23 protein-coding genes and 1 riboswitch are annotated in these 21,766 nt (G+C 36.3%); of the genes, 18 read left to right on the top strand and 5 right to left on the bottom strand.

The genetic code is table 11. From position 1 onward, the window contains the following. Positions 1-66: 66 nt before the first annotated feature. A complete protein-coding gene (locus AM499_RS18025) occupies positions 67-2,103 on the bottom strand; it encodes a catalase (RefSeq protein ID WP_053591498.1) in 2,037 nt (678 codons plus the stop codon). 181 nt (positions 2,104-2,284) lie between these two features. Then, a riboswitch (SAM riboswitch) is annotated at positions 2,285-2,386 on the top strand. A gap of 111 nt (positions 2,387-2,497) precedes the next feature. Between AM499_RS18025 and AM499_RS18020 the strand changes: the two genes are divergently transcribed. The 5 genes from AM499_RS18020 to AM499_RS18000 all read left to right on the top strand — a co-directional run bounded on the left by AM499_RS18020 (position 2,498) and on the right by AM499_RS18000 (position 6,844). Further along, positions 2,498-3,664: an acyl-CoA dehydrogenase family protein gene (locus AM499_RS18020; RefSeq protein ID WP_053591497.1), complete on the top strand. Its 1,167-nt coding sequence runs from the start codon at positions 2,498-2,500 to the stop codon at positions 3,662-3,664. Between the two features lie 23 nt (positions 3,665-3,687). Next, positions 3,688-4,557 carry a transporter substrate-binding domain-containing protein gene (locus AM499_RS18015; protein WP_053592272.1) on the top strand — a complete coding sequence of 290 codons (870 nt, stop codon included), beginning with the start codon at positions 3,688-3,690 and terminating at the stop codon, positions 4,555-4,557. A gap of 82 nt (positions 4,558-4,639) precedes the next feature. After that, a complete protein-coding gene (locus AM499_RS18010; RefSeq protein WP_053591496.1) occupies positions 4,640-5,347 on the top strand; it encodes an amino acid ABC transporter permease in 708 nt (235 codons plus the stop codon). Positions 5,348-5,359: 12 nt separating this feature from the next. Next, positions 5,360-6,073, top strand: a complete 714-nt coding sequence (locus AM499_RS18005) for an amino acid ABC transporter permease (protein ID WP_053591495.1) — start codon at positions 5,360-5,362, stop codon at positions 6,071-6,073. 15 nt (positions 6,074-6,088) lie between these two features. After that, positions 6,089-6,844 (top strand): amino acid ABC transporter ATP-binding protein, encoded by a 756-nt coding sequence (locus tag AM499_RS18000; protein WP_053591494.1) that lies wholly within the window; start codon positions 6,089-6,091, stop codon positions 6,842-6,844. Positions 6,845-6,957: 113 nt separating this feature from the next. Here the strand turns inward: AM499_RS18000 and AM499_RS17995 are convergent, their stop codons facing one another. Beyond that, a complete protein-coding gene (locus AM499_RS17995; protein ID WP_053591493.1) occupies positions 6,958-7,161 on the bottom strand; it encodes a helix-hairpin-helix domain-containing protein in 204 nt (67 codons plus the stop codon). A 24-nt stretch (positions 7,162-7,185) separates the two neighbouring features. Next, entirely contained in the window at positions 7,186-7,965 is a 780-nt protein-coding gene (fabI, locus tag AM499_RS17990) for an enoyl-ACP reductase FabI (protein ID WP_053591492.1), read from the bottom strand. 357 nt (positions 7,966-8,322) lie between these two features. Between fabI and AM499_RS17985 the strand changes: the two genes are divergently transcribed. From AM499_RS17985 to rbsK, 7 genes are all read left to right on the top strand, one after another. Then, on the top strand, positions 8,323-9,327 hold the full coding sequence (locus AM499_RS17985; RefSeq protein ID WP_053591491.1) for a LacI family DNA-binding transcriptional regulator: 1,005 nt from the start codon (positions 8,323-8,325) through the stop codon (positions 9,325-9,327). Positions 9,328-9,338: 11 nt separating this feature from the next. Then, positions 9,339-10,295 (top strand): nucleoside hydrolase, encoded by a 957-nt coding sequence (locus tag AM499_RS17980; RefSeq protein ID WP_053591490.1) that lies wholly within the window; start codon positions 9,339-9,341, stop codon positions 10,293-10,295. 27 nt (positions 10,296-10,322) lie between these two features. Further along, the gene (locus AM499_RS17975) at positions 10,323-10,925 is read left to right on the top strand and encodes an ECF transporter S component (RefSeq protein WP_053591489.1); all 603 of its coding nucleotides are present in this window, start codon (positions 10,323-10,325) and stop codon (positions 10,923-10,925) included. 78 nt (positions 10,926-11,003) lie between these two features. Then, positions 11,004-11,747 (top strand): energy-coupling factor transporter transmembrane component T, encoded by a 744-nt coding sequence (locus tag AM499_RS17970; RefSeq protein WP_231687488.1) that lies wholly within the window; start codon positions 11,004-11,006, stop codon positions 11,745-11,747. Beyond that, entirely contained in the window at positions 11,744-12,619 is an 876-nt protein-coding gene (locus AM499_RS17965; RefSeq protein ID WP_156316827.1) for an energy-coupling factor ABC transporter ATP-binding protein, read from the top strand. The genes AM499_RS17970 and AM499_RS17965 overlap by 4 nt, the downstream gene beginning before the upstream one ends. Further along, on the top strand, positions 12,597-13,403 hold the full coding sequence (locus AM499_RS17960) for an energy-coupling factor ABC transporter ATP-binding protein (RefSeq protein WP_053591488.1): 807 nt from the start codon (positions 12,597-12,599) through the stop codon (positions 13,401-13,403). Before AM499_RS17965 ends, AM499_RS17960 begins: the two co-directional genes overlap by 23 nt. Before the next feature lie 19 nt (positions 13,404-13,422). Further along, complete coding sequence (gene rbsK / locus AM499_RS17955) at positions 13,423-14,319, top strand: ribokinase (RefSeq protein ID WP_053591487.1); 897 nt, start codon at positions 13,423-13,425, stop codon at positions 14,317-14,319. Between the two features lie 142 nt (positions 14,320-14,461). Here rbsK and tatA read toward each other — a convergent pair whose 3' ends face one another. Further along, the gene (gene tatA / locus AM499_RS17950) at positions 14,462-14,665 is read right to left on the bottom strand and encodes a twin-arginine translocase TatA/TatE family subunit (RefSeq protein WP_053591486.1); all 204 of its coding nucleotides are present in this window, start codon (positions 14,663-14,665) and stop codon (positions 14,462-14,464) included. 284 nt (positions 14,666-14,949) lie between these two features. Between tatA and AM499_RS17945 the strand changes: the two genes are divergently transcribed. The 4 genes from AM499_RS17945 to AM499_RS17930 all read left to right on the top strand — a co-directional run bounded on the left by AM499_RS17945 (position 14,950) and on the right by AM499_RS17930 (position 19,496). Then, complete coding sequence (locus tag AM499_RS17945) at positions 14,950-15,207, top strand: hypothetical protein (protein ID WP_156316826.1); 258 nt, start codon at positions 14,950-14,952, stop codon at positions 15,205-15,207. Between the two features lie 87 nt (positions 15,208-15,294). Continuing rightward, positions 15,295-16,068 (top strand): gluconate 2-dehydrogenase subunit 3 family protein, encoded by a 774-nt coding sequence (locus AM499_RS17940; RefSeq protein WP_053591484.1) that lies wholly within the window; start codon positions 15,295-15,297, stop codon positions 16,066-16,068. A gap of 20 nt (positions 16,069-16,088) precedes the next feature. Next, a complete protein-coding gene (locus tag AM499_RS17935) occupies positions 16,089-17,804 on the top strand; it encodes a GMC family oxidoreductase (RefSeq protein ID WP_053591483.1) in 1,716 nt (571 codons plus the stop codon). Between the two features lie 279 nt (positions 17,805-18,083). Continuing rightward, positions 18,084-19,496 carry a cryptochrome/photolyase family protein gene (locus AM499_RS17930; RefSeq protein ID WP_053591482.1) on the top strand — a complete coding sequence of 471 codons (1,413 nt, stop codon included), beginning with the start codon at positions 18,084-18,086 and terminating at the stop codon, positions 19,494-19,496. Positions 19,497-19,514: 18 nt separating this feature from the next. On the opposite strand, the gene AM499_RS17925 is transcribed toward AM499_RS17930, so the two are convergent. After that, positions 19,515-19,958, bottom strand: coding sequence for an SgcJ/EcaC family oxidoreductase (locus tag AM499_RS17925; RefSeq protein WP_053591481.1), 444 nt, complete (start codon positions 19,956-19,958; stop codon positions 19,515-19,517). A 127-nt stretch (positions 19,959-20,085) separates the two neighbouring features. On the opposite strand from AM499_RS17925, the gene AM499_RS17920 reads away from it, so the two are divergent. Then, on the top strand, positions 20,086-20,457 hold the full coding sequence (locus AM499_RS17920; protein WP_082355303.1) for a YkvA family protein: 372 nt from the start codon (positions 20,086-20,088) through the stop codon (positions 20,455-20,457). A gap of 97 nt (positions 20,458-20,554) precedes the next feature. Beyond that, positions 20,555-21,736: an aminotransferase class I/II-fold pyridoxal phosphate-dependent enzyme gene (locus tag AM499_RS17915; protein WP_053591479.1), complete on the top strand. Its 1,182-nt coding sequence runs from the start codon at positions 20,555-20,557 to the stop codon at positions 21,734-21,736. Positions 21,737-21,766: the final 30 nt, after the last annotated feature.

Below are 21,766 nucleotides of genomic sequence, written 5' to 3'. Positions count from 1 at the left end.
ATCCTTTCTCTTAAACTATCGTAAGTAACAAAGGCAAGTCCCATTGATGGACTTGCCTTTTCTTATTTATACTGCTCGATCCCAGTAACGGTGTTTAGCTATTAAATTTACGAAACTTTCAACAAAGCTGTTTCCGGTTTCTTTTGTGAGCACACCTAGTTGTCCTGTCAGTCTAAGCTCATCTAACAATTGTTCACCATCAAATGTTGCACCGATTGGTTTATAGTGAGTATATGCTTCTTTGATGAAATAAGCCGCTTCTTTATTAAACATGGCCGTCTTACCTTGTGAACTTACCACATAAACGGCATCAAATAAAACCGAATCGGCAGTTAGGAAAGTATGGTCTACAGGTAACAGGGAACCATCTGCTCCTGCAACTGCTCCTCCATGATCACTTACAACCTCGGGCTGTGTTCCATTTGCTTTTAAACTATCTAAAATAGCTGCAAGATTTGCGTCAAATCCATCCCCTACTAACACTGCAATTTTACGTGTGTCGGGCTTCATCATTGTATTCAGCTGACTTAATGCTGGAGATGATTTGCTATACTTTGTAAGCTCACTCCCTTGCACAACTAAGCCTAGGTTTTCCCCTACTTTCGTAGCCAATTCCAAGTCAACGTTTGCCAACATCTCTAATACTTGTTGACGTACTGATATTTCTAGACATTTTCCGAGCTCAAAGCTAAATGCATTTATTATATGAATTCTTTCAGGATTACTCATACTATTCCAAAACAGAGTAGCTTGAGAAAAATGATCTTTAAAGCTTTCACTTCGGGCACGTACCTTGCGTGCATCAATTTTCTCCTGATAGTGTGCATATCCACCATCCGCTTCACTTACAGGAGCTGGAGTATTTCCTGCTAACGAGTTCTTATGATAGCTCACTCTTCCTACATTAATTGTTTGTCTTCCATATCCATCTCGTTGGTTATTATGGAATGGGCAGACTGGACGGTTAATCGGTAGCTCATGAAAGTTAGGGCCACCAAGTCTTATCAATTGTGTATCCGTATATGAGAACAACCGTCCCTGTAGAAGTGGATCGTTTGTAAAGTCGATACCCGGAACTACATTACCAGGATGGAAGGCAACTTGCTCCGTCTCTGCAAATACATTATCTACATTGCGATTCAACGTCATTTTACCAATAATTTTTACAGGTACTTCTTCCTCTGGCCATATCTTTGTCGGATCTAGAATATCAAAATCAAAATTAAATTCGTCTTCCTCCGCAATTAACTGTATACCAAACTCGTACTCTGGATAGTTTCCATTTTCAATTGACTCATATAAATCACGACGATGGAAGTCAGGATCTTTCCCATTTATCTTTTGCGCTTCGTCCCATACGACTGAATGTACACCTAGTACTGGCTTCCAGTGGAATTTTACAAAATGAGACTTTCCTTCTTCATTTACAAAGCGGAATGTATTTACACCAAACCCTTCCATCATTCGGAAACTACGAGGAATGGCTCTATCCGACATCGCCCACATAATCATATGAGCTGACTCTTGATTGTTTGCGATGAAGTCCCAAAAAGTATCATGCGCAGTTGCAGCTTGTGGAATCTCGTTATGCGGTTCTGGTTTTAACGCATGTATTAAATCAGGAAACTTAATGGCATCTTGGATAAAAAATACAGGAATATTGTTTCCTACTAAATCGTAATTTCCCTCTTCTGTATAAAACTTAGTAGCAAAACCACGTGCATCACGAGCAAGCTCACCCGACCCACGAGAACCAGCTACGGTCGAAAACCTTACAAAAACCGGTGTTTTCTCACCAGGTGTTTGCAAGAATTTCGCTTTTGTATAAGGTTGTAAGGATTCATATAATTCAAATACTCCATGTGCAGCATAGCCACGAGCATGAACAATTCGCTCCGGAATCCGTTCATGATCAAAATGGGTCATTTTTTCACGAAAATGAAAATCCTCTAAGAGAGTAGGACCACGTTCGCCTGCTTTTAAAGAAAATTCATCCTCTGAAACTTTTAATCCATGGTTCGTAGTAAGAGACTTATCTTTATCATCTACACGAAACTGTTCTAATTGTTCATTTTTACTGTTCTCATTTACTTTTTTATCCAAGCTTATTCCTCCTCTATTAAATTCATCACATACATACAGTTCCCCATAAAATGATGAAGAAACATCTTTTGTTTAAGTTGAATAAAATATTCACAAAATATATTAATTCCTATCTGTTTTGTATAATTTAGCATTGACTTCACTCAATTAACGTAGTAAACTCATTTCAACAACTTCATATTACTTATCAAGAGAAGCAGAGGGACTGGCCCTATGATGCTTCAGCAACCGCTAATTATGGCATGGTGCTACATCCAGCAAGAAACGTCTTGAGAGATAAGTGTACATAATATACATTAAACTCTTTTCGTTTTGAAAAGAGTTTTTTATTTTCATTTAATTCATACTTTAACAATAAGAATAGTACGTTACTTATTAAAGGAGACGAACACTGTTGAGTAATATATTTATCAAAACTGAAAAACAAAAAAAATGGCTTGATCAATTGCATCAATTTGAGGAGAAATTTAAAAGTAAGTCCGCAGAAATTGATGAACTTGCCATTTTCCCTTTAGAAAATGTAAAGGACTTAGTGGGGATTGGTTATGCAAGCCTTACATTACCTTTAGAGTTAGGCGGAGAAGGATTCTCTGTTTATGACATGGTTCTTTTGCAAGAAACACTTGCAAGCTATGATGCTAACACTGCCTTGTCTATGGGTTGGAGTTTAGGGGTTGTCGGTGAGTTGTACGAGAAAAGCCTTTGGAAAAAAGATAAATTAGACTTTTTCGCAAAAGAGGTTATTAACGGTGCACTAATAAATCGTTCTGCAAGTGAGGCGCAAACAGGCAGCCCCACCCGTGGAGGACGCCCAGGTACAACAGCTGTAAAAAATGGAGACACGTGGGTAATAAATGGTCGAAAAATTTTCACAACGGCTTCTCCAGTACTTTCCTATTTTTTAACTTCTGCTTGGATTGAAGAAAAAGAAAGAGTTGGCTTCTTCCTTATCAATAGAAATTTAGATGGGGTATCCATCGAAGAAACATGGGATGTCGTATCGATGCGTGGAACAAGTAGCAACGATTTACTATTAAATAATGTAGTTGTCCATGAATCTGATCTAGTTGAACTTCCCGAGTTTGCGAGCGGTGGGAAAATAAATGGCTGGTTACTCCATATTCCAGCTACTTATCTTGGAGTTGCACAAGCTGCTCGTGATTACGCAGTTCACTTTGCTAACACGCATTCTCCAAATAGTTTGAATGGGCCAATCGCTCAGTTACCAAATGTTCAACAGCTCATTGGCGAAATAGATTTAGAGCTTACGAAAGCACGATTTGTCATTTATGGAGCAGCTTCTTCCTATGACAACGAAGCTACAAGACATTTACTGACAAATGAAGTAAGTGTTGCAAAGCATATTGTGACAAACTCTGCTATAACAATCGTTGATAAAGCGATGCGGTTAGTTGGAGCGAAAAGTCTACAAAGAACCAATCCATTACAACGCTACTATCGTGATGTTCGAGCCGGACTACATAACCCTCCGATGGATGATATGACGATTAAAAAACTAGCACTAACTGCATTGGAAGAAGAAAAAACTAAAAATAATTAGTTAAATAAGGGGAATGGATGAAAATGAAATTTAAAAAGTATTTAAAATTAGCAGCAGTCGGATTGGCATCCATAACGATTTTATCAGCATGTGGATCAAATGATGATACAAGCGCAGGTACCAGTACTAAAAGTAACGGAGATGTACGTAAAGTAAAAGTAGCATACGACCAAGCTTCTAAACCAATTTCATGGCAAGACGAAAAAGGAAACGCGACAGGTTATGATGTAGAAGTGATGAAGTTAGTAGATGAGCTACTACCTGAATATGAATTTGAATACGTGGGAACAACAAGCGATGATTTATTAATTGGAGTGGAACAAGGGAAATACCAAGTAGGTGTTAAAAATGCATTTTGGACGGAAGAACGTACTGCAAAATTTATCTTCCCTCAAGAATTCCTTGGTTTAAGTAGTACAGGTCTAGTCTTGAAAAAAGAAAATGAACAGATTAAATCATTAGAAGATTTTGCTTCAGCAGAACTTTCACTTGCTCCAATCGCAGCAAATAATGCACAATACACAATTATTGATGAGTATAACAAAGAAAATCCAGACAATCCGGTAAAACTCGAAGCTGGAGATGCATTTACAGTAGACGTAGTTCAATGGGTGAATGAAGGTCGCGTGGATGGTGGCATTACATTGGAAGGTGTCTTTGAAAAACAAGTACTCGCAGAAGATGGTCCATACTACAACTTAAAAGATGAAGTTGTATATAACGAGTTCGCAGTAATTAAAACTTGGCCATTATTCAACAAAAAAGAACAAGAATTTGCTGATGCTTACGACAAAGCTATCAAACAATTAAAAGAACAAAAGAAAACTAGCGAGCTTAGCACAGAATTCTACGGTCGAGACCTATTTGAAGTATTGGATAGCGTAAAACGATAATTACAATATTACGATGAAGGCTGTTGCGCGTAGCATACGTCAACAGCCTTTACCATTTCGCATAGGGGGAAGATTGAGCAAAATGGAAAAATATTTTGATGTTTCTTATATATGGAGTTCCCTTCCAGCATTGCTTCCGTTTTTGAAAGTTACTTTTCTAGTAGCTGGATTATCTATTCTTTTTGGAACCTTCTTTGGTTTTATCCTTGCAGCGATGAAACTAGGGAAAAATAAAGTAGGGAAAAAACTAGCTAATTTATATACAACTATTTTAAGGTGTACACCTTCTATTGTTCTTTTATTTTTAGTGTATTATGGTGTACCTGCATTAGCTGAAAACTTTGGGATTTATTTGCAGGACCTTCATACAGGAGTATTTGTAGTTATTACATTTACTTTGCAGTTTGCCGCTATTATGTCGGAAGTTATTCGTTCTGCATATGAATCTATTGAAAAAGGTCAATATGAAGCTGCTGTTAGTGTTGGTTTAAGTCCCTTTCAAGCATATCGCCGTATTATTTTCCCTCAAGCTCTTGTTGTAGCATTACCTAACTTTGGGAACGGGATGATCGCGCTCCTTCAAGAAGGTTCATTAGCTTATACAATTGGATTAATAGATATAGTCGGCAAAGCAAATTTAATTATTGCCGCCAACTATAATTCTCATGCTTTAGAAATATTTATTGCACTAGCTTTAATCTACTGGATATTATCTATCCTAATAGAGAAACTTTTTGCACAACTAGAAAAAATGTTTAGTAAGGGCAAGCAAACAATTAAAACGACGTAAGGAGTGTTCGAAATGTCGGAAGGTTTAAATTATGAATTTTTAATAGATACGTTCTTTGTTGCATTATCCGGTGTGCCAGTCACTCTACTCGTTACAGTTGTAGCATTGCTCATTGCACTCCCTGCCGGTTTTTTGTTGGCATTAACAAGAATCAATCAAGTACCTGTATTAAATAGAATTTCACAAGTATATGTATCTTTTGTTCGAGGAACCCCCGTCATAATTCAAATTTTTATTGTTTATGCTAGCGTTCCGCTAATTTTAACTTCTCTGTTCGAAAAGTATCAAATTAACATAAAAGTATATGAAATTAATCCAATTTGGTACGCGTTTATCGTCTTTTCTTTTAGCACAACAGCAATTTTAATAGAGGTTTTCCGCTCTGCATTAATCACTGTAAATAAAGGTCAATTGGAAGCAGCGCTGTCTGTTGGTTTAACAAATTTTCAAGCCTATAGACGAATAGTTATTCCGCAAGCATTAGTAGCTGCCTTACCTAACATTTGTACTGCAACTGTAAACTTAATCAAAGCTACTTCTCTCGGCTATGCCATGTCCCTTCAAGAGATTACATTAAAGGCAAAAGTGGAAGCGAATGTTGGCTATAACTACGTGGAAGCATATATCGATATCTTTATCGTCTATATCATCCTTTGTAGCCTAGTAGAATATGGGTTCAAATTATATGAAAAACGATTACGTAAGTATAAATACGCAAGTGCTTGATAAGGAGGCGTTCTAATGTTAGAAATTAAAGATATTCACAAGTCTTTTGGTAATAACGAGATATTAAAAGGTGTCGATTTGAAGATCGATAAAGGGGACGTAGTTGTCATTTTAGGACCGAGTGGTTCTGGAAAAACGACATTGCTTCGCTGTATAAATTTTTTAGAAAAAGCAGATAGCGGCAAAGCAGCTTTTGGAGATTTACATGTCGATCTACATTCTGCCTCTAAGAAAGATATTCAAATAATTCGACAAAAAACAGCTTTTGTTTTCCAAAATTATAATCTATTTAATAATAAAACTGCTTTAGAAAATGTAACAGAAGGATTAATCATTGGACGCAAAGTGCCAAAGGTTGAAGCTGTAGAGATAGGAAAGAAAGCACTAGATAAAGTTGGGTTATCGGATAAATACGATTCCTATCCAAGCCAACTGTCAGGTGGACAACAACAGCGTGTAGGTATAGCACGTGCAGTTGCATTAAACCCAGATATTATTTTATTCGATGAACCTACTTCAGCCCTTGATCCTGAACTTGTTGGTGAAGTGTTAACTGTTATGAAAAACATTGCTAATGAAGGAACCACTATGCTCGTAGTAACACATGAAATGTCCTTTGCAAAAGACGTTGCTAAACGAGTTATCTTCATGGATGGAGGCGTCGTAGTTGAGGAAGGAACACCTCATGAAATATTCGTAAGTCCAAAAGAAGAGCGTACAAAAAAATTCCTAAAGCGTGTGTTACCAGAGGATTATACTTTTTATATTTAAATCTACATGTGAAAAACCCGCACCCTTGTCAACGGTGGGCCAATGTTCCGAAACTATCGTCCACTAAAATAAATAGAGTGGGATGAAGAAACCCCCTCTTCATCCCACTCTATTTATTTTTTAGGTGCAAAAGACAATCCATTATCTGAAAGTGCCTCTTGAAGCTTTTTAAAAGCGTTCTGACCAATACCGTGCAACTCCATAATTTCTGCTTCAGAGTACTTCGATAATTGTTCCAAGGTTTCAATATTTACCCCTGCAAGCGCTCGTTGTGCTGGCTTTGCTAGGATTTTTTGAAAATCACTTTGGTTCGTCATTTCACTCTCTCCTCTTTGTGGAGGTTAACCCATAATATTGTATCCGGAATCTACGTAAACAACTTCTCCCGTTACGCCTCTTGATAGATTACTTAGAAGTGCAACCGTCATATCGCCTACTTCTTCCTGTGTTACATTTCGTTTTAAAGGAGCTGTTTCTTCTATTTTATGCAAAATTGTATTAAAAGAAGAAATACCTTTTGCCGCTAGTGTTCTAACTGCTCCAGCAGAAACTGCATTCACACGAATATTATTTTTTCCTAAATCCAACGCCAAATACTTAACAGAAGCCTCTAATGACGCTTTTGCTATGCCCATCACATTGTATCCTTCCAATACACGCTCTGCTCCTAAGTATGTCATCGTCACAATAGAGCCACCTTCTGTCATGAAAGGTGCAGCTTCTCTTGCTGCAGCAATAAGAGAGTACGCACTTGTATCCTGAGCAAATGCATAACCATCTCTTGATGTATTAATAAAATCACCTTTTAAATCTTCTCCATTTGCAAAAGCAACTGAGTGGACAACTCCATGTATTACTCCCACTTCTTTTCCAATCTGTTCAAAAGCTGCTTTCATACTATCGTCACTATTCACATCACATGCGACAACAAGTTTCGCTTCTAAATTATTATCTACTAATAACTTTTCAATTTTTCCTAAAGAACGTTCTTTACGATAAGTAAAAATGACATTTGCTCCTACCTCATACAGTGACTTTGCTACTCCCCACGCAAGACTTCGTTCGTTCGCAACACCCATAACAACAATATTCTTATCTTTTAATTGAATTAAATCTCTCATATTTACCTCCAAATTATTATCCGAATATACTATACCTAATATTAGTACCTGTTACTAATTTAATCTTACCATATCTCACCCAGTTGTACTATCCTCTCTCTTATTTTCATTTCATTTTTGATGTTGTATTATTTCGCCTATTCATAGAAATCGGAGAAAAAAGTTTAGGATTGAATAAGATTTCTAACAAAACAAAAATATCTTAGTTGCGATTTTCATATAATCTCGATAACAAGTTTTTTCACAAAATATTCATAATTTAATTGACAAATGCAAACGCTTACAATATCCTTTATTTAATTAGAGAAAACGTTTTCGTAAAACGTTTTCCTAACTGTAGGAACAGGTGATAAATGTATGGAGAAATTAACGATTAAAGATATTGCGAGAGAGGCCGGTGTTTCGATAACAACAGTTTCACGTGTCTTGAATAATAAAGAAGAAGGAATGTCAAAAGAAACTCGAGAGAAAGTTCTGGCAGTAATGCAAGAAGCAAATTTCCAGCCAAATAAGTTAGCACGGGGATTAGTTACCAAACGCTCTAGTATGCTCGGTTTGATTGTGCCAAATATATCTAACCCCTTTTTCCCAGAACTTTGCAGAGGTGCTGAAGATGAGGCGAACAAAAGAAACTATAGTCTTATTATCTGTAATTCAGATGATCAATTGCAAAAAGAGGAAAATTATTTACGTTTGTTAAAGGAACAACAGGTAGATGGGATTCTTCTATCGAGTAAGAATAGATTATCACAAACTAGCAAAGTTCTATTACAAAGTGGCAAAGTTCCATACGTATTATTCGATCGTGGCGAAGAGGCAAACAAACAATCTGGTGTCTTTTTAGACAATGAAAGAGGTGGATATTTAGCAGGTAAGCATTTAACAGATCTAGGCCATACTCAAATCGCATGTATGACAGGCCCTCCTGAAATTCTTAACTCACAACAAAGATTATCTGGATTTCAAAGAGCTTTAATGGAAGCTTCCATAGAGATTCCACCTTCGCTCATTTTAGTTGGTGGATTTCAGATGGATAAAGCATATCAAGTTGCAAAAGAATTTTTAAATAACAACACTGTAACAGCAATTTTTGCTGCAAATGATTTGATGGCTTGTGGTATTTATCAGGCAGCTCATGAAATAGGAATTCAAATTCCTGAACAACTATCTATAGTTGGCTTTGATGATATTTCCTTAGTAAGTGCTTTAATCCCAAAACTAACGACAGTTAGACAAGACACATACGGAATGGGAAGAAAAGCAATCGAACTATTAATAAATGAGATAGAAAAAAAAGAATCTGAGGCTATAGTCTTTGAGCCTACATTAATCGTGAGAGAAAGTACGAAACAAATAAAATGAGGTGTAAATAAATGACCATACCTGTAATTATTGACTGTGATCCTGGGATAGATGACGTTATGGCACTAACCTTAGCCTTCGCACATCCGGAATTGGATATCAAATTAATCACGACAGAGCCCGGAAACCAAACGCAAGAAAAAACAATTAACAACGCACTGGCCTTTACTAGTTACATGAAAAGAGATATTGAGATTGCTAGAGGTTTAAATAATCCATTTTTTCGTAAACTCGAAATTGCTGATGACGTCCACGGCGAGAACGGACTTGGTGATGTCTCTTTCCCAGAACCTACTATTCGCTTAAGCAATCGAAATGCAATTGAAGCAATGAAAGAAACATTATTAGCTAGTGATGAAAAAATAGTTCTAATAGCTACTGGTCCCCTGACAAATGTAGGTGCTCTCTTATTAGCACATCCTGAAGTAAAATCAAAAATAAAATATATTTCCTATATGGGAGGAGCTGCTGTTGGGGGAAATATGACACCAACTACGGAATTCAATGTCTACGTTGATCCCCATGCAGCTGAAATTGTTTTTCAATCCGGAATTCCAATTGTGATGAGCGGACTAGATGTTACACATAAAGCTTATGTCACATTAGAAGAGTTAAAGACTATCGAGGAAATTGGCTCTGATTTTGCACATAAGGTAGTCAAGATGCTTCGCTTTTATGTAAATGCAGCAAAACAAACAGCTTTTCATGGACCAGATTTTGAAAAACGGATTCGTTTACATGATTTGTGTGCAGTATCTTATGTTCTGACACCTGAGTTATTTGATGGGGATAATTGTTACGTTGCTGTTGAATTAGAAGGAAGACATACAGCAGGAACAACGGTTGTAGACTATTCACAACGAACTGGGCTTCCGCATAATGTGAAAGTATTACATACGGTTCACAGAGAGAAGTTCGTTGAACAATTTCTGAACGCCGTTAAAATAATGAGCCGTCAAATCGGTTAAATATAACATAACAAAGGGGAGAAATGTATGAAACGTAGTTTTAAAGATGATTTTAATATGATGGCAATGTTACTAATTCCTATTGCTGTAGCTATTAATCTAGTAGGTTTTCAGTTAGCCAATGTACTTCGGTTACCTATTTTCTTAGACACTATTGGAACGATACTAGTGGGTGTAATTGCAGGTCCTTGGGTTGCACTACTAGCAGGCCTTATAACAAACCTAATTAATGCTATTTTCAACCCGGTATATTTACCCTATGCATTAACATCTATGGCGATTGGTATTGGAGCAGGTTATCTTTCTAAATACGGATTCTTCAAAAACGTACCTAAAACCATTGTTTCCGGTATCATTATTACTTTTATAGCCGTAATTGTCTCTGCACCAATAACAGTTCTAGTATTTGGAGGAGCAACAGGAAATACCTCTTCTCTAATTACCGCTACTTTCTTAGCATCTGGGCAACAATTATGGACAGCAGTTTTTTCTTCCAGCTTTATCACTGAAGTAGCGGATAAGGTTGTTTCTGTATTAGTCGTTTACTTTATCGTTAAAGGTATGTCAGATCGCTATTTATCTAAAATGAATTATGGAGATTTATATATGAAGCGTAATAACAAGAAATGATTTCAACTCTTCTCGTTCAACTTGTTGATTAAACAATTTAACGGGAAGAGATTATTTTTACAAGGGGGCGTATTTTATTTGAAACAGAATCTTTTACTTCAACTTCATCCAATGACAAAATTCTATTTCTCTCTCTTTATTTTAGGAATAGTACTTATTATGCCTGGATATATTTTTGCCTTTACTATCTTCCCTGTTTTAGTACTAATTGCAATGCTTGCAGGTGTAACGAAAGAATTTCTTAATATTGTTTTAAAGGCATTATTAAGTGTATTAATCATCGTATTCATTATGCAAATGTTGTTCTACCCTGGTGAAAATGTACTTTGGGAATGGGGAATTTTTAAAATCAAACAAGAAGGATTGAATTATGGGCTATTATTGACATCTCGAATTCTCGCTATAGGATCTGCATTTATATTATTTTTCCGCATAACTGAGGTACGAGATTTTGTTAAGTCTTTAGAAGATAAGGGTCTTCCACCAATGGGAGCCTATGTGGTGTTATCAACACTTCAAATTATTCCCGAAATGCGTCGTCAAGCTAACACAATTATGGAAGCACAAAAAACTCGCGGTGTAGAAACAGAAGGCTCTTTACTTGTTCGCGCTAAAGCTTTTATACCAACACTAACGCCCCTTATTTTATCCTCAATAGCAGGAACCGAAGAACGAGCAATAACGCTTGAATCGCGTGCATTTTCAGCACCAGTAAAAAAGACAAGCCTACACCAATTAACTAAAAATACTGCAGACCGTATTTTACCATTAATCTATTTACTAATCTTAATAGGTCTACTTGTATGGAGGTTTTTCTTATGACAGTAATGATTGATTTAAAAAATGTGTCTTATCGCTATCCAGTAAGCGATGATTTTGTATTAAAAAATGTGTCATTTTCAATAGAAAGAGGGAAATTTACAGCAATTATCGGTAATAATGGTTCTGGTAAAACAACACTTTGTAATACAATTCGCGGGTTCATTCCACATTTTTATAAAGGGGATTTAGAAGGAGAAGTTATCGTAGACAAAAAAAGAATGTCTGATTATCAATTAGGCCAACTTGGAGAAAAAGTAGGATATGTATTTCAAAATCCTTTTATTCAAGTGTCTGGAGTAAAAGATAATGTATTCGAGGAAGTTGCATATGGCTTAGAAAACCTAGGCGTTCCTGTGGAAGAGATAAAAAAACGGGTCGAAGAAGTACTAACACTAGTTAAGATTGAGCATTTACGTGACAAAAATCCCTTCGATCTCTCAGGTGGACAAAGACAACGTGTTGCTCTTGCATCCATAATCGTTATGGATCCAGATATATTGGTCATTGATGAACCGACTTCCCAACTCGACCCTATTGGTACGGAACAAATTTTTGATATTATTCGATTAATGAAAGAGCGTGGCAAAACCATTGTTTTAGTCGAACATAAAATGGATTTAATCGCTGAATACGCTGATAATTTGCTTGTTATGCACGAAGGTGAGTTAGTAATGAATGGGCCTGTTCGTGAAGTATTTGCAAATCCCGCGTTTAGAAAGTATGAAATCCAATACCCACATGTGACGGAAATTGCACTACAACTACAAAACTTAGGGATGCCACTTTCTTTCCTTCCTGTACGTGATATAGAACTAGCGGAAGCATTAAATATGACTGGAGTGAATGAATATGACAGAACTTCACTTAAATAATGTAAGCTTTTCATATCCAGACGGAACAAAAGCACTTGAAAACCTTACTCTATCCATTGAAACTGGGGAGCGCGTAGCAATTGTAGGTCAAAATGGAGCAGGGAAAACAACTGCAGTAAAGCTTATGAATGGTTTGTTAAAACCTACGGAAGGTAACGTATTAGTTGGGGACTGGGATACGAAAGATCATACTACAGCGCAAGTTTCGAGGAAGGTAGGATATGTATTCCAAAACCCAGACGATCAAATATTCCATAATGATGTTGAATCCGAGGTCCGTTTTGGACCAAAAAATATGGGATTTGAACCCAACCGTGTAGATGAATTAACAGCTTGGGCGATGAAATTATGTGGCATTTCCGAATTTGCAGAAGAAAACCCATATAACTTACCTTATTCCGTTAGAAAGTTTGTAACAATTGCGTCTGTATTAGCAATGGATTCTGATATTATCATTTTAGATGAGCCAACTGCAGGTCAAGACAAGATTGGTTTGCAAGTACTTGGTAATTTACTTCAAGTATTAGAAGAAAAGCAGAAGTCTGTAATCACCATTACTCATGACATGGAATTTGTAACGGACTATTTTACACGTATCGTTGTAATGGCGAACCGAAAATTAGTAGCAGATGACAATGCACAAATGGTTTTTTATAATGCAGACATTTTAGAAAAAAGCATGTTAAAACCTCCTGCTGTAGCTCAAATTGCGAAACTACTTAAATTTCCACCTGGAATTCTATCAAAGAGTCAATTAGTGGAAGTAATTTTAAAAACTCGTTAAGGAAGGAGTATAACAATTCATGAATATAACAGTTGTAGGGAGCACTAATATGGATCTTGTATACCTAGTTCCGCATATTGTAAAAGCAGGCGAAACGTTACACAGTACAAAACATGAGTTGTTTTTTGGAGGAAAAGGAGCAAATCAAGCTGTTACTGCTAGTCAGTTAGGAGCTAAAGTTTATTTTATAGGTAATGTAGGTGCAGATAACTTCGGGGAACAAGTTAAGCAAAACTTACAAGCTAAAGGGGTAAATACTGATTCAGTCCAAAAAGTTGGGTTGACTGGGCAAGCAATAATTCAAGTAGCTGACTCTGGAGAAAACTCAATCGTACTATTTCCCGGAGCAAACTTTCTAGTTACTGCTGACCAAATCCATACAGATAGAAAGTTAATTGAAGCTAGTGACGTTCTCCTCTTACAGTTGGAAATTCCGATGCAAGCAGTTGAAATGGCTGCTGATATTGCTGCTAAAAAAAATGTACATATTATCTTAAATCCTGCACCTGCACAAAAAATAAGTGACTCTTTATTGAGTAAAGTTTCTATTTTAACACCTAATGAAACTGAGTTAGAAATACTTACTGGTTTAAAAACGGAAACCGAGGAAGACCTTTTCCATGCATGCTCCCTATTACTTAAAAAAGGAGTAGATGCAGTTGTTGTTACGTTAGGAGAAAAAGGCTCCTATTATATGAATAGTAATGAATATGGATACGTAAAAACAAAGGTAGTAGAAGCTACGGATACAACGGGAGCTGGCGATGCGTTTAATGGGGCATTAGCTGTAGGTTTATGTCAAGGAAGCTCATTAAGAGATAGTATCTCATTTGCAACAAAAATTGCGACATATGTTGTTACTCAAATGGGAGCACAACCTACTATCCCCTCCTCCCTTCAAGTAAACAAAGGATGAAATCTATTCTCTATTTATTAAATCTGATTTTTTGTACTTAACTATCTGATTTTTTTGCTGAACCATTCGATTCTATGGCTTAGCCATTAATCTCAACAACTCCATAACAAAAGCCGACTATTAGCCAATAGTCGGCTTTTTATTAGCTTTTCTTTTTATCCAAAGATTCTTTATTGTCTATTTTAAATTCATCTGCTACTTCGTCTACGATATCTTTAGTTGAGTTTTTAAATTCTCTTAACGTTTGTCCAACTGCTTTACCTAATTGAGGTAGTTTTGATGGACCGAATACGATTAGGGCAATTACTAAAATGATAATTAAACCCGGTACTCCGATATTTGGCATGGTGTTTCCTCCTGTTAGCAAAAGAAATGTGTAATATTTATCCAGCGGCAATTTATTCATTAATTAGTTGTTTTGTATCACTAACACAATATACCTTTCCTGTTTAATTGTAAATAGATGAGAATTTAAATTTTATTTTCAGAAAAAAAGAACTTTTTGTTTGTAATAAAAAATGTGTAGATTTTATGAAAAAAAAGAGTAAAATGGTGAACAGTTGTTTTGTATCATTATTATACAATATATATCTATAAAATATATTCTTCGCAGGAGAAAGGAGATTGAATGTGACAAAATATAATGTAGAAGAACTAAAAATATTAAACCAAGTATTTTTCGCTTTATTTATCGTAGCAGACTTTGCACTATTTCTTTTCTTCCACAGTAGTACCTTTCCTTGGTTCTCTTTACTAGGTTTTGGTATTGGCTTAGCGATAATCGTGCTTTGCTGGACAGGGAAAAAACATACATACTTTATCTCTTCATTATTAGTATGTACAGTTATTTTTTCTTTAGTTTATAACTGGCACGCCATTGTTCACTAATATATTTATTAGTGTTTTTTTAATCCGTATTTATCTAGATAAAATTTTAAACTTAGCATTATTTTAATTCATTTAGGAGGTTATATTATGTCAGAACAAGATAAAAAGGCTCCATTTTTAGATAAACGTTCATCAAGACGAACTTTCATCAAAAATTCTGGATTAACAGTCGGTGGGGTTGTTCTAGGTGGGGCAATTGGCTCACTGTTAGGAAAAGATTCAACTACTAAAACAACTGAAACTCATGTTCACTCCCAAGCAACTGCTGTCAATTATAATCAAGCGCTTATGTATTTCGACAAAGCACAATTCGATACGATTGAGGCTGCTGCTGAACAAATTTTCCCGAAAACCGAAACAGGACCAGGGGCAAAAGAATTACTTGTTGCCTACTTCATAGACCATCAACTTGCAGGAAATTGGGGACTAAATTCAAAGGAATATATGTCAGGTCCTTTTTATCCTGCAGAGGCAACTCCTCTATTTGGTCATCAAACACATTTAAACAGACAGCAAATCTTCAATCTAGGAATTGAAGCTTTAAATTCAGAAGCATCGAAAAAATATAATGCACGATTCTCAGAAATTAAAGACGAAGAACAAATTGCCATTCTAACCGCTTTTGAAGCAGGAGAGGTAACTTTGAATGGTGCTGTGACATCAAGCTTCTTTTTTGGATTATTAAAAAGTGCAACTATTGAAGGTGTTTATGCAGATCCACTATATGGCGGAAATAAAGATATGCAAGGTTGGAAAATGAAAAACTTCCCGGGCCATCAGATGAGCTATGCAGACATAATTGAAAAAGAAGAATTTGTGAAATTTGAACCTATGAGTTTGAATTCTCAACATAAACATTAATCGAAAGGGTGCTATAGATTATGGCGAAAAAATTACCGAAAACAGACATCGTTTTGGTCGGGGTAGGTTGGACAGGCGGTATAATAGCTTCTGAATTAACTAGAAAAGGTTATAAAGTAGTTGGTTTAGAACGCGGAAAAGAAAGAACTACTCAAGATTATTTAATGGTACATGATGAACTTAGATATCAACAAAGAAATGAAATGATGCAAGACCTTTCAAAAGAAACACTGACAGTACGTCATGACCGATCACAAAGAGCTTTACCTTACCGTCAGCACGGTTCCTTCTTAATCGGGGATGGCTTAGGAGGTTCCGGGGAGCACTGGAATGGTTTAACCTATAGATTTTTCCCTTATGATTTTGAAATTTATACAAAAACGGTAGAACGATACGGAAAGGATAAAATTCCAGCAGACATGCCTCTTCAGGACTGGGGAATTACTTATGACGAACTAGTACCGTACTTCGAAAAATTTGAAGCTATGGCTGGTATTTCTGGGGAAGCTAATCCTCATCCAGATGTTCCAGAGGTTAAATATCCTACTGCTCCTTTAAAAGAAACACCTTCTATGAAAATGTTTAAAGAAGCATCTCAGAAATTAGGATATCATCCTTATATTGCTCCAGCAGCAACACTTTCTGAAAACTATACAAATCCAGACGGAATTTCACGTGGTGCTTGCCAATATTGCGGTTTCTGTGAACGCTTTGGTTGTGAATATGGAGCAAAAGCATCTCCAGTAGTAACTGTTTTACCTGTTGCAAAAGAAACAGGTAATTTCGAAGTAAGAACTCATTCTGTTGTTCGTCGAGTACTACATACTAATGGGAAAGCAACTGGTGTATTATACGTTGATACACGCACTGGAGAAGAATTTATCCAAGAGGCGAACGTTGTTGTCGTATCTGCGTATGCACTTAATAACATTAAAATACTATTAAACTCGCAACTCGGCCGTCCATATAATCCTGAGACGGGTACTGGAGTAATCGGCAAAAACTATGCATACCAAATGACTTCTGCAGCATCCACAGGTTTCTTCAAAGACAAAGAATTCAACCTATATGCTGGGACCGGTTCCCTTGCCGGAGTTTTGGACGATTTTAACGGGGATAATTTTGATCACACGGACTTGAATTTCATTCATGGTGGGAATATTGCACTTGGTCATTACGGAAAACGTCCAATTTCAAACAACGCTGTCCCTAAAGGAACACCAGGCTGGGGTAAAGAATATAAAGAGGAATCTATTTATTGGGCAAACAGAAGCTTAGGGGTAGGTTCACAAGGTTCCGTGATGCCGAATAAAGAAAACTATATTGATTTAGATCCGACATACAAAGATGCTTTCGGGGATCCTTTATTGCGCATGACGTTTAACTACAAAGAAAATGAAAGAAACCAACAAAAATATATACGAGAAATTACTACTAAAATTTTAGAAGAAATGGGCGCTGATATTATTAATTCTCCTGGAGATCAAGGCGACTGGGATACTACAAAATATCAAACTACTCATAATACAGGTGGGGTTATCATGGGGGCAGATCCTGAAACAAGTGCATTAAATAGTTACCTTCAGATGTGGGACTGCGAGAACGTTTTTGTACCAGGTGCATCAGCTTTCCCACATAACTCTGGTATGAATCCTACAGGAACTGTTGGGGCTTTAGCATACCGTGCTGCAGAGGGAATTGAAAAGTATTTGAAAAACGCAGGACCTTTAGTTTAATAAGAAAGCGAAAATGTCTCAATCAGCCCATGTAAGCAAATGTCATTTAGGCTTCGAGGGGCTGCTGAGGTCTGAACAAAATTACTAAGTAGAAAACTTATACTTTCTAATCTAATCATTATAAAAACAATATCTATATAGAATTAGCCAACAACTTGAAAAGCTACTAGCTTCTTTCCAAAAGAAGCTAGTAGCTTTTTCAATATTGGGACAAAGTGTATATAATAACCGCTGGTGTACTAAAATTAGAAGAAAAAACGAAACGAAAGAGTGAGTGTTTTGTATACGAAAAAGATAATCGTTTGGTTTAGAAAAGATTTACGCATACATGACAACCCTGCCTTATGGGAAGCAACACAGCAAGGCATTATAATTCCTGTCTTTATTTGGTCAAAGGAAGAAGAAAAAGAGTATCAAGCGAGCGATGCATCTTTATGGTGGCTCCATCACTCGCTCCTTTCATTTCAACAACGAATTCCAATCATTATTAGAGTTGGCAATGCATTAGAAGTTCTGCAAGATTTAATACAAGAGACTCATGCAGACGCTGTGTTTTTCAATGAACGGTATGAACCATCTATTGTGGAAAGAGATAGAACAATTATTATTAAGTTGAAGGCTCAAAATATAGACGCTCGTACCTATAATGCAAATCTACTCTATAATCCCGAGGAGATGTTCAATCAAAGTCAACAGACATATAAAGTATTTACGACTTTTTGGAAGAGGAGCATGCAAATTAATGCACATCATCCAGTCCCTACTCCCCATGAATTTGAGGTTTATAAGAATCCAATAATAAGTGTGACAGTCGAAGAACTTCGATTACTTTCTTCTATAGAGCGAGTTGATCAATTAGGACTGTATTGGAAACCCGGTGAGCCGGGAGCAATTGAGACGTGGGAACATTTTATTAGCAACGATTTATATAAATATGAAATAAAAAAAGACTTTCCATCTGCCAGTGCAACATCTACATTGTCTCCCTACTTGGCATCGGGTGATATGAGTGTTCGTTCTATTTTTTATGAAGCTAAAAAGGATGACTCCCCCATGCTTCAATCATTCATTCGGCAATTAGTATGGAGAGAATTCTCTTATCATCAGCTTATTCAATCCCCTTCATTTCCAATGAAACCATTACGGTCAAATTTTGAGCATTTTCCCTGGCAAAAAAATGAGGAGAACATGACAAGTTGGAAAAAAGGGCTAACAGGCTATCCACTAGTAGATGCAGGAATGCGAGAACTATTCGAAACAGGTTATATGCACAATCGCGTCCGTATGGTAGCTTCCTCTTTTCTTGTAAAGCATTTGCTGGTTGATTGGCGAATAGGGTACGAATGGTTTCAACAAAAACTTGTAGATTTTGATGTGGCAAATAACGCAATGGGTTGGCAATGGGTTACAGGCTCTGGAATTGATTCTGCTCCCTACTTTCGAATATTCAATCCGATTATTCAAAGTGAAAAGTTTGACCCTCATGGGGATTATATTAGGAAGTGGGTTCCAGAACTTGCTAAACTACCCTCTCCATACATTCATCGTCCGCGGGATACTCCTCTGAATATTTTGGAAGAAAGTAACATTCAACTTGGTTCTACTTATCCACACCCTATCGTTGATCATTCTAGTGCACGAGAACGTGCATTACGTGCATACGATTTAATAAAAGGAATAAAAAAAACATGAGGTTCCATCTCATGTTTTTTATATATTCAATGTTTCCTCTAATTCCTTTGTAATTTGGTCAACTAGCTCAGGTCTTCCATGAAAAAGAGCGGGAGTATTTTGGAATAGTCTTATTTGCCATTTCTCTTCTTTTAATTCTACTACTAATGTGTGGTGTGTATTTACTGAAGGGTTGATCGTTGATTGATCGGGGGGAATCATTCCGGCAATCGAACGTAATAGAGCTGTGTTTTCATTTAGAAAAGATACCTCTTTCACTTTATAAACAAATGTTGCAGTACGATGACTCTCAAAAACTGGACGTAAATGTTCAAACATGCTTTCACGCCCAACCTCCAAACTTCCATCATATCCAATCATGACCCCATCTAATGAAAATAAATTGGACATTTCTCTTGCATCCGCAATATTCCATGCATTTATCAGCTTTTTATATAATTCTTCAATATCTGTTATTATCATTTTTCCTATCTCCCTTAAAACGATCTATTATATCTTTTATTTTAAACTAATATGAACGATTCGTTAATTTTCTTCCTATCCATTAAAGCGTATACTTATTTATAAAATGAGTTTAGGTGATAGATACATGATTTCAAGATTAAAAGCGTATGCCAAGAAAATTAAACAAGAAATTTTCGTACTTGTAGAAGCATATAAACATCCTGAATTACCTTTATACATAAAGCTTTTATCACTTCTTATTGTTGCGTATGCATTTAGTCCGATTGATTTGATACCTGATTTCATTCCAGTACTAGGATATATAGACGATCTTATTCTAATCCCTTTCGCCATTTCTATTGTCTTGAGATTAATACCGAACAACATTTTAAATGATTGTCGGAAATTAGCCGAAAAATCGGAAAAAGTGAAAAGGAATAATTGGTTTGCTGGAATAGTTATTATTTCATTGTGGATTAGTTGTATATATTTACTTGTTATTCTTTTCACAAAATAGTCATAACATCTAATATATTGCATGCATTATTTTTCACAATATTGATTTAATTTATGATAGAATAGGTTTTAAATTTGCTAGCGAGGAGTGCTTTTAATTGATTATCGAACCATCTAAAAAAATGTCTATTTTTGAACCTGCTATTTTCGGAGACTTAAAAGCAGCCGCCGCGCTTAAAAAAGCTGCAGGTTTTGAACTATATGATTTAAGTTTAGGTAGTCCTGACCTGCCACCAGATGAAAAAGCAAGAAAAGTATTATCAGAACAAAGTTATTCAGCCACTTCGTATGGTTATACACTAAATGGAACAAAACGTTTTTATGAAGCGGTTGCTGATTATTATAAACGACGTACGAATGTCATCCTCGATCCTCAAACAGAAATTGTACAAACAATGGGATCTCAAGAGGGGCTTGTCCACCTTCCTATCGCATTTTGTAACGAAGGAGATTATGTGTTAACAACCAATCCTGGCTACGTTGCGTATGATGCAGGGATTAAATTGGCCGGAGCAGTTCCATACTATATGAATCTATTAGAAGAAAATAATTTTTTACCTGATTTAGATGCAATTCCTGAGGAAGTAGCTTATAAAGCGAAATTAATGATTTTAAATTTACCAGGAAATCCAGTTCCAGCTATGCCAGATCCTGCATTTTTTGAAAAGGCTGTAGCATTTGCAAATAAATACAATGTTATTATTTTACACGATGCTGCGTATTCTGAATTTTATTTTTCTGGAGATTCTCCAAGCAGCTTCTTAGCGACACCGGGAGCGATGGAAGTAGGAATGGAAATCAACTCATTATCCAAAAGCTTTAGTCTTGCCGGCACGCGAGTTGCTTATATTGTCGGGAATGCAGAAATGATTACAATAATGAAACAGCTTAAATCAAATTTAGATTTTGGTATATTTGAACCTATCCAGGAAGCTGGAATTACTGCATTAAATAATGCAGAAGAGATAACAGATCGTTTGCGTACAGTTTTCACTGAACGTCATAAAGTTTTATCACAAGGCTTAAAAGATATTGGGTGGACAGTGACACCTTCTAGTGGAGGAATGTTCGTATGGGCAAAATATCCGTACGAAATGGATGATAAAGAGTTTGCATTTGAAGCAATTAATCAAACAGGTGTAGTTATGGTTCCAGGTACCGTTTTTGGATCTGCAGGAGCTGGATACGTTCGTGTTGCACTAGTACAAGATGTCCAGATTCTGAAAAAAGCAGTAGACCAATTAAAGAAACTTAAGATTCAAGTCCCTTCTCCTATTTAATAATAAGTTATAAAAAAACGTTTCTAAGAA

Source organism: Bacillus sp. FJAT-22090 (assembly GCF_001278755.1).
Taxonomy (GTDB): Bacteria; Bacillota; Bacilli; order Bacillales_A; family Planococcaceae; genus Psychrobacillus.
The sequence above is the reverse complement of the archived record's forward strand: the minus strand, read 5'-3'. Positions and strand labels throughout refer to the sequence as shown.